The 13,049-nt window shown below is 58.7% G+C and carries 10 protein-coding genes; 4 read left to right on the top strand and 6 right to left on the bottom strand.

Annotated elements, in window-relative coordinates; all coding sequences use genetic code 11:
* Window positions 1-66: 66 nt before the first annotated feature.
* The 3 genes from relA to cysM all read right to left on the bottom strand — a co-directional run bounded on the left by relA (window position 67) and on the right by cysM (window position 4,800).
* Window positions 67-2,310, bottom strand: coding sequence for a GTP diphosphokinase (gene relA / locus FEZ62_RS17345; protein ID WP_090508688.1), 2,244 nt, complete (start codon window positions 2,308-2,310; stop codon window positions 67-69).
* Window positions 2,311-2,539: 229 nt separating this feature from the next.
* Window positions 2,540-3,895: a 23S rRNA (uracil(1939)-C(5))-methyltransferase RlmD gene (gene rlmD, locus FEZ62_RS17340; protein WP_172929212.1), complete on the bottom strand. Its 1,356-nt coding sequence runs from the start codon at window positions 3,893-3,895 to the stop codon at window positions 2,540-2,542.
* Window positions 3,895-4,800, bottom strand: a complete 906-nt coding sequence (gene cysM, locus FEZ62_RS17335; RefSeq protein WP_090508690.1) for a cysteine synthase CysM — start codon at window positions 4,798-4,800, stop codon at window positions 3,895-3,897. The genes rlmD and cysM overlap by 1 nt, the downstream gene beginning before the upstream one ends.
* A 260-nt stretch (window positions 4,801-5,060) precedes the next feature.
* Between cysM and FEZ62_RS17330 the strand changes: the two genes are divergently transcribed.
* From FEZ62_RS17330 to FEZ62_RS17315, 4 genes are read left to right on the top strand one after another with little or no spacing between them, the layout of a single operon-like run.
* Complete coding sequence (locus FEZ62_RS17330; protein WP_069899219.1) at window positions 5,061-7,817, top strand: ATP-binding protein; 2,757 nt, start codon at window positions 5,061-5,063, stop codon at window positions 7,815-7,817.
* Between the two features lie 26 nt (window positions 7,818-7,843).
* Window positions 7,844-8,839, top strand: a complete 996-nt coding sequence (locus FEZ62_RS17325; protein WP_172929205.1) for a 2-hydroxyacid dehydrogenase — start codon at window positions 7,844-7,846, stop codon at window positions 8,837-8,839.
* 27 nt (window positions 8,840-8,866) lie between these two features.
* Complete coding sequence (locus tag FEZ62_RS17320) at window positions 8,867-9,298, top strand: hypothetical protein (RefSeq protein ID WP_069899223.1); 432 nt, start codon at window positions 8,867-8,869, stop codon at window positions 9,296-9,298.
* A gap of 2 nt (window positions 9,299-9,300) precedes the next feature.
* Window positions 9,301-9,705 (top strand): META domain-containing protein, encoded by a 405-nt coding sequence (locus FEZ62_RS17315; RefSeq protein ID WP_172929203.1) that lies wholly within the window; start codon window positions 9,301-9,303, stop codon window positions 9,703-9,705.
* A 61-nt stretch (window positions 9,706-9,766) separates the two neighbouring features.
* Here the strand turns inward: FEZ62_RS17315 and dinB are convergent, their stop codons facing one another.
* From dinB to FEZ62_RS17300, 3 genes are all read right to left on the bottom strand, one after another.
* Window positions 9,767-10,834, bottom strand: a complete 1,068-nt coding sequence (gene dinB / locus FEZ62_RS17310; protein ID WP_150547265.1) for a DNA polymerase IV — start codon at window positions 10,832-10,834, stop codon at window positions 9,767-9,769.
* 243 nt (window positions 10,835-11,077) lie between these two features.
* A complete protein-coding gene (locus FEZ62_RS17305) occupies window positions 11,078-11,605 on the bottom strand; it encodes a DUF3087 family protein (RefSeq protein WP_172929201.1) in 528 nt (175 codons plus the stop codon).
* A gap of 129 nt (window positions 11,606-11,734) precedes the next feature.
* A complete protein-coding gene (locus FEZ62_RS17300; protein ID WP_069899231.1) occupies window positions 11,735-13,036 on the bottom strand; it encodes an SLC13 family permease in 1,302 nt (433 codons plus the stop codon).
* Between the last annotated feature and the right edge of the window lie 13 nt (window positions 13,037-13,049).

Raw genomic sequence — 13,049 nt, 5'->3', positions numbered from 1 at the left:
AGCGTTGCCGGAACGGATTGCCCAAGCGCTCCGTCCCGACAGTTCGGTCCGACAGTTCAGTCGAAGTTATGAGACCGAGCGCAGGCGCCGTGCTTCAATGATATTCGGCAACTGCGAGATACGCCCAAGCAAGCGACCCAAGGCATCCAACCCCGGAATCTCGACGGTAATCGACATGGTCGCGGTGTTGTCGTTTTTATTGGACTGGGTATTAACCGCCAACACATTGAGCTTCTCGTTGAGCAGAATCTGCGTGACGTCACGCAGCAACCCCGAGCGGTCGTAAGCCTTGATGACCACATCCACCGGATAGGTTTGTACCGGCACCGGGCCCCATGTCACCTGAATGATCCGCTCCGGCTCGCGCCCGGCCAGTTGCAGCACCGAGGCACAGTCCTGACGGTGAATACTGACGCCACGCCCCTGAGTGATGTAGCCCACAATCGGATCGCCCGGCAATGGCTGACAGCATCCCGCCATCTGTGTGAGCAGGTTGCCGACGCCCTGAATCTGAATATCACCACGCTTGCCCGGCTTGAAGCCCAGCGCTTTACGTGGAATCAGCTCCAGTTGCTCGCTGCGCTCCGGCTCGACCATCTGCTGGGCAAGATGCATGACATGCACCACGCGCACATCACCTGCCCCGAGTGATGCGAACAGGTCTTCGGCAGTCTTCAGATTGGCTTTCTCAGCCAACTTCTCAAAGTCGACAGATGGCAAGCCCAGCCGGCCTAACTCACGCTCAAGCATGGCTTTACCCGCCGCCACGTTCTGGTCGCGGTCCTGCATCTTGAACCAGTGAACAATCTTCGCCCGCGCCCGTGACGTGGTCACATAGCCGAGGTTGGAGTTCAACCAGTCACGGCTTGGCGTGCCATGCTTGCTGGTGATGATTTCAACTTGTTCGCCGGTTTGCAGGCTGTAAGTGAGCGGCACAATGCGCCCGTTGATCTTCGCGCCCCGGCAGTTATGGCCAATTTCGGTGTGCACCCGATACGCGAAGTCCAGCGGCGTGGCGCCTTTGGGCAGATCGATTGCGTGGCCATCCGGGGTGAATACATACACCCGGTCGGGTTCGATATCCACGCGCAACTGCTCGGCCAACCCGCCGATATCACCCAGTTCTTCATGCCACTCGAGCACCTGACGCAGCCAGGAGATTTTCTCTTCGTAATGGTTGGAGCTCGAGTTGACGTCGGTGCCTTTGTAACGCCAGTGCGCACAAACTCCCAGCTCAGCCTCTTCGTGCATGGCGTGGGTACGAATCTGTACCTCCAGCACCTTGCCTTCCGGGCCAAGCACGGCAGTGTGCAGCGAGCGGTAACCGTTCTCTTTGGGGTTGGCGATGTAGTCGTCAAATTCCTTGGGAATGTGCCGCCACAAGGTGTGCACGATACCCAGCGCGGTGTAGCAATCGCGCACGGCGGGTACCAGCACACGAACTGCACGGACATCGTATATCTGACTGAACTGCAGGCCTTTGCGCTGCATCTTCCGCCAGATGGAATAGATATGCTTGGCGCGCCCGCTGATATCGGCCTCGATGCCGGTATCGGTCAACTCGGAACGCAGCTGGCTCATGACCTCGTTAATGTAATGCTCGCGATCCAGACGGCGCTCATGCAGCAGGGTTGCGATCTGCTTGTACTGTTCCGGCTCGAGGTAGCGGAACGACAAGTCCTCCAGTTCCCACTTGATATGGCCGATGCCGAGGCGGTGCGCGAGCGGCGCATAGATGTCGAATACTTCACGGGCAACACGCTGGCGCTTCTCGTCGTCAGCTTGCTTGACGGCACGAATGGCGCAGGTCCGTTCGGCCAGCTTGATCAGTGCCACGCGCACATCATCGACCATTGCGATGAGCATTTTGCGCAGGTTCTCGACCTGAGCCTGCGAGCCCAGAACCAGTGAATCACGCGGGTTCATACTGGCGCTGATGGCGGCCATGCGCAGCACGCCGTCGATCAGTTTGGAAACCACCGGCCCGAAACGCTGATGCACATCGGCCAGGCTGAAAGTGCCCTCGCGAACACCCCGGTAGATGAGTGCAGCGACCAGGGAGTCCTGATCAAGGCGCAGGTCGGCGAGAATTTCGGCAATCTCCAGCCCCACGCGGAAACTCGACGCGCCCTCTGCCCAGAGATTCTGCGCCGCGTTGGCTTGCTGTTCAGCTTCGCGGGCAAACACGCAGGCCTCACGCAAAGCATTGCGGTCAAGTGCCGGATCAACGCTCAGCACGTGATCCAGCCAGGCCTCAAGGTTGATGCTGCCGTCTTCGTTGATCGGCTGATGCGCTCTCACTTGAACCATGTCACTTACCTTCCCTACGGTGTACATCTGTTACACCGAGTCATACCCAGCCTTCTACGGGCCGGTGGTTAAACCACGTCAGACGGATCCTTCACGTCCGTGAACGTCATAAGCTGTGATCAATCAATATAGGCCCTTGCAAGGCCAGCGCAATCACAAAACGGCCACAACTTATAACTGTATTTACCGCACTTACCGGGTTTAATCGCTGCTCAATCCACAACAGCGCTTAACCCTTTACAAATAACGCCATCGCCTCGACATGCGCCGTTTGCGGGAACATGTCGAGAATACCGGCACGCTCCAGTCGATAGCCCTGCGCTTGCAACTCAAGGCTGTCGCGGGCCAGCGTGGTCGGGTTGCACGACACATAAACCACTCTCTGCGCACCCAGACTCGTCATCTGCTTGACCACCTGATACGCGCCATCACGCGGCGGATCGAGCAGCACGGCAGCAAAGCCACCGGTGGCCCAATCAGCCGCCGCCAATGGCTCGGATAAGTCAGCGCAATGCACTTCAACGTTTTCCAGTTGATTGCTGCGGGCATTCTCGCGAGCCCGCTCAACCATACCTTCAACGCCTTCAACCGCCACAACCTGATCGGCGAAACGCGCCAACGGCAAGGCAAAGTTACCCAGACCGCAGTACAGATCCAGCACCCGCTCACCAGCTTTAGGCGCGAGCCAGGCCAATGCCTGAGCGACCATTGCCTGATTCACCTGTTCGTTGACCTGAACAAAGTCACCTGGCCGATAGGCGAGTTCGACATTCCACTCGGACAATGCAAACGCCAATTGGTGCTCGGGATTTAACGGCGCCGGATCACCCGCGCCCTGCAACCAGAGCTGCGCATCGTGAGCGGCGCAAAAAGCCTGCAACCGCGCCGTGTCGGCCTCGCTTAACGCCTGAGTGTGGCGCACCAGAACCGCGCAGGCGGTGCCACTGAATAACTCGACATGACCAATCGACTGCGGCTTTTCAAGGGCCGACAGCGTCTCGGGCAACGCACGCAAAATAGGCTGCAAGGGCTGTACCAGTACCGGACAGTCGTCTATCGAAATGATCTCCTGACTGGAAGCCGCGCGAAAACCCACACTCAACTGACGACTTTTGCTGTCCATGCGCACGGCAATCCGGCAGCGCCGACGATAGCCAAACTCGGCGCCAGACAACGGCTCGGCCCACGCTTGCGGCGCGAGGCCATCAGCCAGGCGACTGAATTGCTCGGCCAACAGGCGCTGCTTGAGCGCCAACTGATCGGCGTGACTCATATGCTGCACGCTGCAACCGCCACAGGTTTTAGCGTACTGACACGGCTCGTCGCGGCGCTCGGCACTGGCCTGCAACACCCGCTCGGTACGCGCCTCGACAACCTGACTGCGCGCGCCCACAACCCGCGCCTCAACCTGTTCGCCAGGCAACGCACCGGAAACAAACCAGGTGCGGCCTTCGATAAAGGCAATGCCACGGCCATCGTTGGCCAACCGCTCAACCGCCAGCTTCTGCTTTTTGCCCACAGGGACTTGTGGCGCACGCGTGCCGCCGCTGGGCTGGAAACGCAGGCCCGAGGTTTTCTTGGCCATCAGGCGTGCGGCGTGTCGTACACGCCCGTCGAAAGATAACGGTCGCCACGGTCACAGATAATCGCCACCATCACCGCGTTTTCTACCTGCTTCGACAACTCCAGCATCGCGGCTACGGCGCCACCGGATGAAACGCCACAGAAAATACCTTCTTCGCGGGCCAGGCGGCGCATCACGTTCTCGGCTTCGAGCTGGGTCATGTCGACAATTTGATCAACCCGCTCAGACTGGAAAATCTTCGGCAGGTATTCTTCCGGCCAGCGGCGGATGCCCGGAATGGCGGAGCCTTCCTGCGGCTGCAAGCCAATAATCTGCACGTTGGGATTTTGCTCTTTGAGGTAATGCGAAACCCCCATGATCGTGCCGGTGGTGCCCATTGAGCTGATGAAATGCGTCACCTGCCCTTGGGTTTGCCGCCAGATTTCCGGGCCGGTGCCGGTATAATGCGCTTGCGGGTTATCGGTGTTCCCGAACTGATCCAGCACCTTGCCACGGCCGCCGCGCTGCAGGCTTTCAGCCAGATCCCGCGCACCTTCCATACCGTCTTCGCGCGACACCAGAATCAGCTCGGCGCCATAGGCCGTCATGGCCGCCTTGCGCTCGGCTGTCGAGTTGTCCGGCATGATCAGGATCATCTTGTAACCCTTGATCGCCGCCGCCATCGCCAGCGCAATCCCGGTGTTACCGGAGGTCGCCTCAATCAGCGTATCGCCCGGCTGAATATCGCCGCGCAACTCCGCTCGGGTAATCATTGAAAGCGCCGGACGGTCTTTTACCGAGCCCGCCGGGTTATTGCCTTCAAGCTTGACCAGCAACGTATTGGAGGTTTCCCCTGGCAAGCGCTGCAAGCGCACCAGCGGGGTCTCACCGATACAATCGGCGATAGTCGGAAACTGCAAAGTCATGGCGTCAATCGAGTCCGGGCAACAACAGGGGCGCCTATAATACCGGCAAACAGCGCCAGCCGATAATCGACTAAAGCCCTGCCGTGCATTTCAACCAGATTTGCGGACGATTAACCGGCAGATCGCGCGTTTATAACGCGCGCCATGAAACACCCGAATACGCTTTTGGCCACGCTGTGTAGGGTCATCAAGCAAGAAAGTGGTTTAATCACGCTCTGGCGGCCACTAGTACGCCACCACTCATTTCAAGGAACGTTAGCGTGTTCAACGACCTCGGCATTAAAGGCCGCGTCCTCATGCTCACCCTGCTACCAACCAGCCTGTTGGCGTTGGTTCTGGGCGGGTATTTCACCTGGCTGCAACTGTCCAGTTTGCAGGAGCAACTGCAGCAGCGCGGCCAGATGATCAGCGAGCAGCTGGCCACACTGGCCGCGCCAGCACTGAAAAGTACTGACCGGGCCCTGCTCCAGCGCGTCGCCAATCACGGCCTTGATCAACCCGATGTGCGCTCCATCAGCTTTCAGGGCATGGACCGCTCACCGCTGGCACATGCCGGGCCGAATATGCTCGGCCCTTCCCCGTTCGCGGGCGAAGCGATTCTGGGTGAGGTCAACCTCGAAGACACCACGCGCATCATGTACCCGGTGTTCGACTTCCACATGAGCCTGAGTGGCGATAACAATGCCGAGCGCAAACACGACCAGCTCGGTTGGGTCGAACTGGAGATGTCACGCCACAGCACGCTGATCGCCGGTTACCGCAGCCTGCTAACCACCCTGCTGCTGACCCTGGCCGGTTTGCTGGTAACCGCCATGTTGGCGTTCCGCATGAGCCGCACGATTAACGAGCCGCTGTTGCTGATCAAGCAACGGGTTGCCCAGCTTAAAGAAGGCAAGCTCGACACCCGCTTGCCGTTGCTCGGCAGTCACGAACTGGATGAGCTGGCGTCGGGCATCAACCGCATGGCCGAGGCCCTGCAAAATGCTCAGGAAGAAATGCAGCACAGCATCGACCAAGCCACGGAAGATGTGCGCCAGAACCTCGAAACCATCGAAATCCAAAACATCGAACTGGATTTCGCGCGCAAGGAAGCACTGGAAGCCAGCCGCATCAAATCCGAATTTCTGGCCAACATGAGCCATGAAATTCGCACGCCACTGAATGGCATTCTGGGCTTCACCAACCTGCTGCTGAAAAGTGAGCTGACCCCACGCCAATACGATTACCTTGGCACCATCGAAAAGTCCGCCGACAGCCTGCTGAGCATCATTAACGAGATTCTCGACTTCTCGAAAATCGAAGCCGGCAAACTGGTGCTGGAAAACATGCCGTTCAACCTGCGCGACCTGCTGCAGGAAACCCTGACCATTCTGGCACCCACCGCGCACGAGAAGCAGCTCGAACTGCTGAGTCTGGTGTATCGCGATGCGCCAATGTCGGTGGTCGGCGACCCGCTTCGCCTCAAGCAGGTGTTGATCAATCTGGTCAGCAATGCAATCAAGTTCACGCGTGAAGGCAGCATCGTGATTCGGGCTATGCTCGAAGACGAAACCCAGGACCGGGCGCAACTGCGGATCAGCGTGCAAGACACCGGCATCGGCCTCAGCGAAGAAGACCTGCGCGCACTGTTTCAGGCATTCAGTCAGGCGGACAACTCGATGTCCCGCCAAGCTGGCGGTAGCGGCCTGGGACTGGTGATCTCGAAGCGCCTGATCGAGCAGATGGGCGGCGAAATTGGCGTCGACAGCACGCCGGGGCAAGGCTCCGAGTTCTGGATCAGCATCAACCTGCCCAAAGCCCGCAATGACATCGAAGACCTGCCCCGACCGCTGCTGCAAGGCCGCCGCGTGGCCATGATGGAAAGCCGCGAGCTGGCGCGCCAGGCCCTGCAACATCAGCTCGAAGATTGCGCGCTGGTCGCCGAAGCCTACGCCACGCCAGACCTGCTGCTGGACGCTGTCGCCAGCTCGCAACACAGCGCGGAGCCCATTGGACTGGCCGTGATTGGCGCCAGCACGCTGGAGCTGCCGCCCGAGCAACTGGATAAATGCATCCGCGCACTCGAGCAGTTGTCCTGCAACAGCATCGTGCTTTGTCCGACCACCGAGCTTGCGATCTACCAGCAGATTCTGCAGTCCACGCAAACCCAGTTGCAGGCAAAACCGGCCTGCACGCGCAAGCTGCAACGCGCAATGATCGAACTGATCAGCCCGCGCCAGCCCATCAGTGAACAACCAACACTGGCACCAAGCCGCGCCCCGCTGGTGCTCTGCGTCGATGACAACCCGGCCAACTTGTTGCTGGTAAAGACCCTGCTGAGTGACATGGGCGCCAACGTAGCCACGGCCGGCAATGGCTTTGATGCAATCAAGCTGACCAAGCAGAACGTCTACGACCTGATCCTCATGGACGTGCAAATGCCCGGTCTGGATGGTCGCCAAACCACCGAACAGATTCGCCAGTGGGAACAGGATCATCAGCGCCAGCCGCTGCCGATCGTGGCACTCACCGCACATGCGATGTCCAACGAGAAGCGCGCCCTGCTGCAATGCGGCATGGACGACTACCTGACCAAACCGGTGAGCGAGCGCCAACTGGCGCAAGTGGTGCTCAAGTGGACCGGTTTGGGCCTGCGCCAATATGCAACAGAACCGTCGCCGGAACCTGTGGTCTCAATTGCCAGCGCCAAAGTGCTCGACAACGAGGAAGGGCTGCGCCTGGCTGCGGGCAAAGCGGACTTGGCTGCTGACATGTTGAGCATGCTGATCGCGGGGCTGCCCGCTGATAAACAGGCGATTCGCCAAGCGCGCAAGGATGCTGACCGCAATGAGCTGCTTGAGCGCGTGCATCGCCTGCACGGCGCCACACGGTACTGCGGCGTGCCGCAATTGCGCGCGGCCTGTCAGCGCAGCGAAACCTTTCTCAAACAGGAAAATCCCGAGGTCGACAGCGCACTGGACGCACTTGAGGCGGCCATAGAAACACTGGCCAGGGAAGTCTCGGCGGTGCAGCAGTAGCCCGGATCTGAAACCAAGGAGCTGAGATGCGCATCATTTTGTTTAGCTGCAAGCCCTATGACACCGAAAGCTTTGCCAGCGCCGAAATGCCGGCTGCCTGGCACGTGCAAATGCAGGAAGCGCGCCTTTCGGCCGAAACAGCTGCGCTGGCTGAGGGCTACGACGTGGTTTGCGCATTTATTAATGATGACCTCAGCGCGCCGGTTCTGGAACGCCTGGCCGCTGGCGGTACACGCCTGATAGCCTTGCGTTCGGCGGGTTTCAACCATGTCGACCTGCACGCTGCCAGCCAGCTAGGCCTGACAGTCGTGCGTGTGCCCGCCTACTCGCCCTATGCAGTTGCCGAACATGCGGTCGCGTTAATCATGACGCTCAACCGGCGCACTCACCGCGCATTCAACCGCACCCGCGAGGGCGACTTCTCGCTGCATGGCCTCACCGGCTTTGACCTGCATGGCAAAACTGTCGGGATAATCGGCTGCGGCAAGATCGGCCTGTCACTTGCCCGGATCATGCACGGCTTTGGCTGCGAGGTCCTGCTCTACGACCCTTATCCGGTCAGCGGCTTGAGTGAACTGGGCGCCCGCCAGGTGACTCTGGAAACACTGATCAGCAGCAGCGATATCATGAGCCTGCATTGCCCACTCACCGAAGGCACGCATCACCTGATCAATGCCGATCGCCTGGCGCAGATGAAAACCGGCGCCATGCTGATCAACACCGGCCGCGGCGCGCTGATCGACACCGTCGCCGTCATCAGCGCCCTGAAAAGCGGCCAGCTCGGTTATCTCGGCCTGGATGTGTACGAAGAAGAGGCGGATGTGTTCTTCGAGGACTATTCGGATCGGCCCTTGCAGGATGACGTGCTGGCGCGCCTGCTGACCTTCCCCAATGTGATTTTGACCGCGCATCAGGCTTTTCTGACCCGTGAGGCATTGTCGGGCATTGCCCAAACCACGCTCGACAACATCGAGGCTTGGGCCAAAGGCACACCAATCAATCAGGTTGAGCCCTGCGCGTGATAGCATTTGCGTCCAGCTGGAGGAACCATGGCCGAACACGATTTTCGCTACAACCTGCTCAACCCTGAGCACACCCTGATTGAATGCAAAGCACTCGCTGCTGGTCGCTATCAAGTGACCGGCAACGGAGGCTCGATTCACAACGGCGACACTTTGCAAGTCACCCTCAAAGGCAGCCGTGATCTGAGCATGCGCCTGACGGTCGAGAAAGTCCGTCACCTGATCACCCCGCCCGGCCAATGGGTCGCCGTCGCCAAAGGCCCGGCCTTCAAAGAACTGGCGATCCATAACTGGCAGGTCACCTGCGACAGCTGTGGCAAACAGCTAGACTTTGAATTTGCCGTGGATACCGCGCTTGGCAAACAAGCCGAAGCAGGCGCTGCCGAAGCGCGGATTAGCGAGCTGGGTTGGCTGCGCCGCGACGCCAAACACCTTTGCCCGAAATGTCAGAAGGAATGACGATGAAAGCACTCATAGCTACAAGTCTACTCAGTGTCAGCCTCATTGGATGCTCAGCCATGCCCGTGACTCTGGAAACCGACAAGACCTATCAAGTTGAATGGATCGGCGAACGTCCGCTGATCGACAACAGCCACCTGACCATTACCCTCGGCGCCGACGGCCGTGCTTACGGCAGTGCCGGCTGCAACCACTGGTTCTCGGGTTATAACCGCAATGGCGAAGCGATCAACTTCGTTCAGGCCGGCAGTACCCGTAAAATGTGCCCGCCTGCATTGATGGAGCAAGAGACTCGCTTCCTCAAGGCACTGGCTAAGGTGCAGCGCTGGGACTTCTCCGAGAACGACCAGCTGCGTTTGTGGCCCGCCCAAGGCAAGCCTATTCGCCTGTGGCCGGTTAACGACTGATCCACGCCAGAATCTGCGCTCCGGCTCTGGTTACAGCCGGGCGCAGGTTTTGCCTCACGCGCTAGCGCTCAAACAACTCCAGTTGCTCATGCCGGCCGCGCAAATCCTGCAGCCGCACCCCCACGCCGAGCAATCGCACCGGCTTATTGCCTCGCGCATAGGCGCCACTCAACAACAGCTGATAGCTATCCAGTGATCGCTGCGCCCCCGCCTGCTCCAGCGTGGTTTGGGTGAAGTCATGGAATTTGACCTTCACAAACGGTTTATCCGGTCGATAGCTGGCATCCAAACGCGCCATGCGCTTTTCCAGTTCGGCCAACAACTCCGGCAATTGCTCAAGGCATGCCTTTAAGTCTGGCAGGTCTTGCAGGTAGGTATTCTCGACGCTCACAGACTGGCGGCGGCTGTCGGTTTGCACAGGGCGATCATCAATCCCGCGCGCCAGCCCCCAGAGCCGCTCACCAAAACTGCCGAACTCGCGCACCAGGCCAAGCTTGTCCCAGGTGCGTAAATCGGCACAGGTCGAAATACCCTGACGAGCGAGCTTTTCGGCAGTGACCTTGCCCACACCGTGCAGTTTGCTCACCGCTAATTCAGCGACGAAGGCATCCACCTCGGGCGGTGTTATCACAAACAAACCATCGGGTTTTCGCCAGTCGCTGGCGATCTTGGCGAGAAACTTGTTCGGCGCAACGCCCGCCGACACGGTGATGTGCAAGGTCTGCGAGACGCGCCGGCGAATGTCCGCGGCGATGCGCGTTGCACTGCCCGAAAAAAGCTCGCAGTCAGTGACATCGAGAAATGCTTCATCGAGGGACAGCGGCTCGATAATGTCGGTGTAATCACGAAAGATTGCATGAATCTCCCGCGATACAGCTTTATAAACATCGAAGCGCGGCTTGACGATATACAGGTCCGGACACAGCTTCAGTGCATGCCCGGTGGCCATTGCCGAGCGCACACCATAAGCCCGTGCCTCATAATTGCAGGTCGCAATGACTCCGCGCCGGTCTGCTGCGCCGCCGACAGCCAGCGGTTTGCTCGCCAGGTTTGGATCATCACGCATCTCTACCGCGGCGTAGAAACAGTCGCAGTCGATATGGATGATTTTTCGTTGCTTCGCGACCAATTAGTCCAGCCACCCAAGAAAATGCACGCCGATAGATGCCAACCAAGCCGTGTCTACGGCCTGTGTGACCGGCAAGGCGCAAATGCGCCAGTCTTTACAGCAGCTGATAATACCAACTCTCAAGCGCCATGAGACCTTGAATGACGACCCTGAGCGCAAGCTTGGGCTGGCCAAACCCCGAGCTTGCGCTGCCGTGACGGAAAACCATCAAGGCTGGTTTGGCTCTGCCAGGCGGTGTGTCGATCAGGCGTGCTTTGCCAGCGACTCGAGCCATTGGCTGTCGAATTGGGTTTGATCAATCGGCAGGTTCAACGCCTGCATCGCAGTTTTATGCTGATCGATTTCAGCGAGCATCTGCACGTGATCGCTGGAGTTACCGTCCAGACGGTGCATCTGGCTGACGCCCAAATGATAGAAACGCAGCAGCTTGAAACTCAGCGGATCGCCTGCCGCAACGCCGGCTTTAACGTCGTGCATGACATTGGTAATGCGCAGCAGGCTACGCTTGAGCTGCCAGCCATAGACCGCCGACGCCATCCACGGCTGCGACCAGAACACCTGGCGCACCAACGCGATAGTCAGCATTAAGGCGACAATGACCCCGCCCAGATTCCAATAGAAGTTGTCGCCTCCCGGCTGGCCGAACAGCTGCACGGAAAGGGTTGAGAATGCCAGGGCAAGCAGCACAAACAGCAGCGCAATGCTCCAGGTGCTGCGCCGGGTCTGCTGGCGGTAAACCAGCGGGTCGATTTCCTTGATTGTGAATAGCACCTGCAGCGCACCTTAGTTAATCAGCGTTAATTCGAGCGGGCATTATCACCCGCTCAGTCGCTCACCGGTACTGCACACGCGCAAATTCAATCGCGCAGATGCACGCATTTGCGCCTCTCTCAACCTTGCTCAGAGCACAAAACTCAGCACCAGGTTGAATACCAATGCCGCGACAAAACCCAAGGGCGCAGCGCGAAACAGCAGCTTCGGAAAGAACTCGGCACGGCTTTTTTCGGTCGGGCATGAGCCCAGCAGCAAGCTGCCACCGGATGAAAATGGCGAGATAGAGGTTGCCTGCGCGCCGACCACAATGCAGATAAAGATCAACAAAGGATCAATCCCCAGAGACGCTGCAATCGGCGGCACAATCGGGAACAGCGCCGGGGTTACCACGCCCAGCGTGCTGGCAAACAGCGACATCAAAGCTGCCACCACACCAAAGGCGACTGGCACCAACACCGGCGGAATCGAAGTGCCAATCCAGGAAGCCAGCAGATCAATCGTGCCCGCCTTGATCGCAATGGCGATTAGCATGCCGACGCCACAAATCATCACCAGTGTCGACCACGGCACGGCCGCCATCGCTTTGCGCTCATCGCCCAGTTTCAGCAGCAAGGCGATGACCGAGAACACACTGGCAATCAGACCGATGTCCATCTTCGAGTTGATGAAGGTGACTGTCTGGTTGTCTGGAAAAACAATGTGGGCGATTGGCGCCAGCAGCACCAGCGCCATCATCAGCAACGTGAGTTGCAGCGTGACTCTTTGCTCTCTGTTCAGCGGGGTTGGCGGGGTAATGGTGTACGTGGAGCTTTGCATCGACTTCTTATGACCGGTAAACAACATAAAGCCGGTAATCACCAGCAATGGAATGGCCACGGTGCTGGCAAAGATGCCGAAACTGTTAATGAAGGCGGTGTTTTCCGGTATACCCGAATTGACCATCAGGGTGCGGAAAATAATCCCGCTCTGGCTAGACACAAAGTTGGCACCACCCAGTGCCCCGTAGTTCACCGCCATCGCCCCGAGAATCAGGCTCATGCGGGTGCGCTCGCACAGCAACAAGGTGATTGGCGCCATAAAGGCCAGCACCGTGTAGTAGCCAGCGCCCAATGCCGCGATCAACGCCGAGGTAATGAATACTGCGTAAGGCAGCAGGTGCGGGAATCGCCGGCAACTGTAGAGCAGATGCTCTGCTAGCTTTTCCAACGTGCCGTTGACGATGGCAAAGCTGTAGAAAAGGCAGACCGAGAAGATGATGAAGAACATCTTAAGTGGCCACATCATGATCACGTCGGAGGGGCTCAGGCCCATCGCGAAGCAGCCGATCAAATACGCAAATGCAATGGCAAACAAACCAATATTGATCTTGGTCTTGTAGCCCAGGGCTATCGAAATCACGATCGCCGCAATCACCAACAAACTCATCATTGTTCTAGTCGCC

The organism is Pseudomonas sp. MS19 (assembly GCF_013277615.1).
Classification (GTDB): Bacteria; Pseudomonadota; Gammaproteobacteria; order Pseudomonadales; family Pseudomonadaceae; genus Aquipseudomonas; species Aquipseudomonas marincola.
This window is presented reverse-complemented; position numbering and strand designations above follow the sequence as displayed.

What these genes read in the sequence shown, in the direction of transcription:
- relA (WP_090508688.1), bottom strand. Translation starts at nt 2,310, where the DNA reads ATGGTTCAAGTGAGAGCGCATCAGCCGATCAACGAAGACGGCAGCATC.
- rlmD (WP_172929212.1), bottom strand. Translation starts at nt 3,895, where the DNA reads ATGGCCAAGAAAACCTCGGGCCTGCGTTTCCAGCCCAGCGGCGGCACG.
- cysM (WP_090508690.1), bottom strand. Translation starts at nt 4,800, where the DNA reads ATGACTTTGCAGTTTCCGACTATCGCCGATTGTATCGGTGAGACCCCG.
- FEZ62_RS17325 (WP_172929205.1), top strand. Translation starts at nt 7,844, where the DNA reads ATGCGCATCATTTTGTTTAGCTGCAAGCCCTATGACACCGAAAGCTTT.
- FEZ62_RS17320 (WP_069899223.1), top strand. Translation starts at nt 8,867, where the DNA reads ATGGCCGAACACGATTTTCGCTACAACCTGCTCAACCCTGAGCACACC.
- FEZ62_RS17315 (WP_172929203.1), top strand. Translation starts at nt 9,301, where the DNA reads ATGAAAGCACTCATAGCTACAAGTCTACTCAGTGTCAGCCTCATTGGA.
- FEZ62_RS17300 (WP_069899231.1), bottom strand. Translation starts at nt 13,036, where the DNA reads ATGATGAGTTTGTTGGTGATTGCGGCGATCGTGATTTCGATAGCCCTG.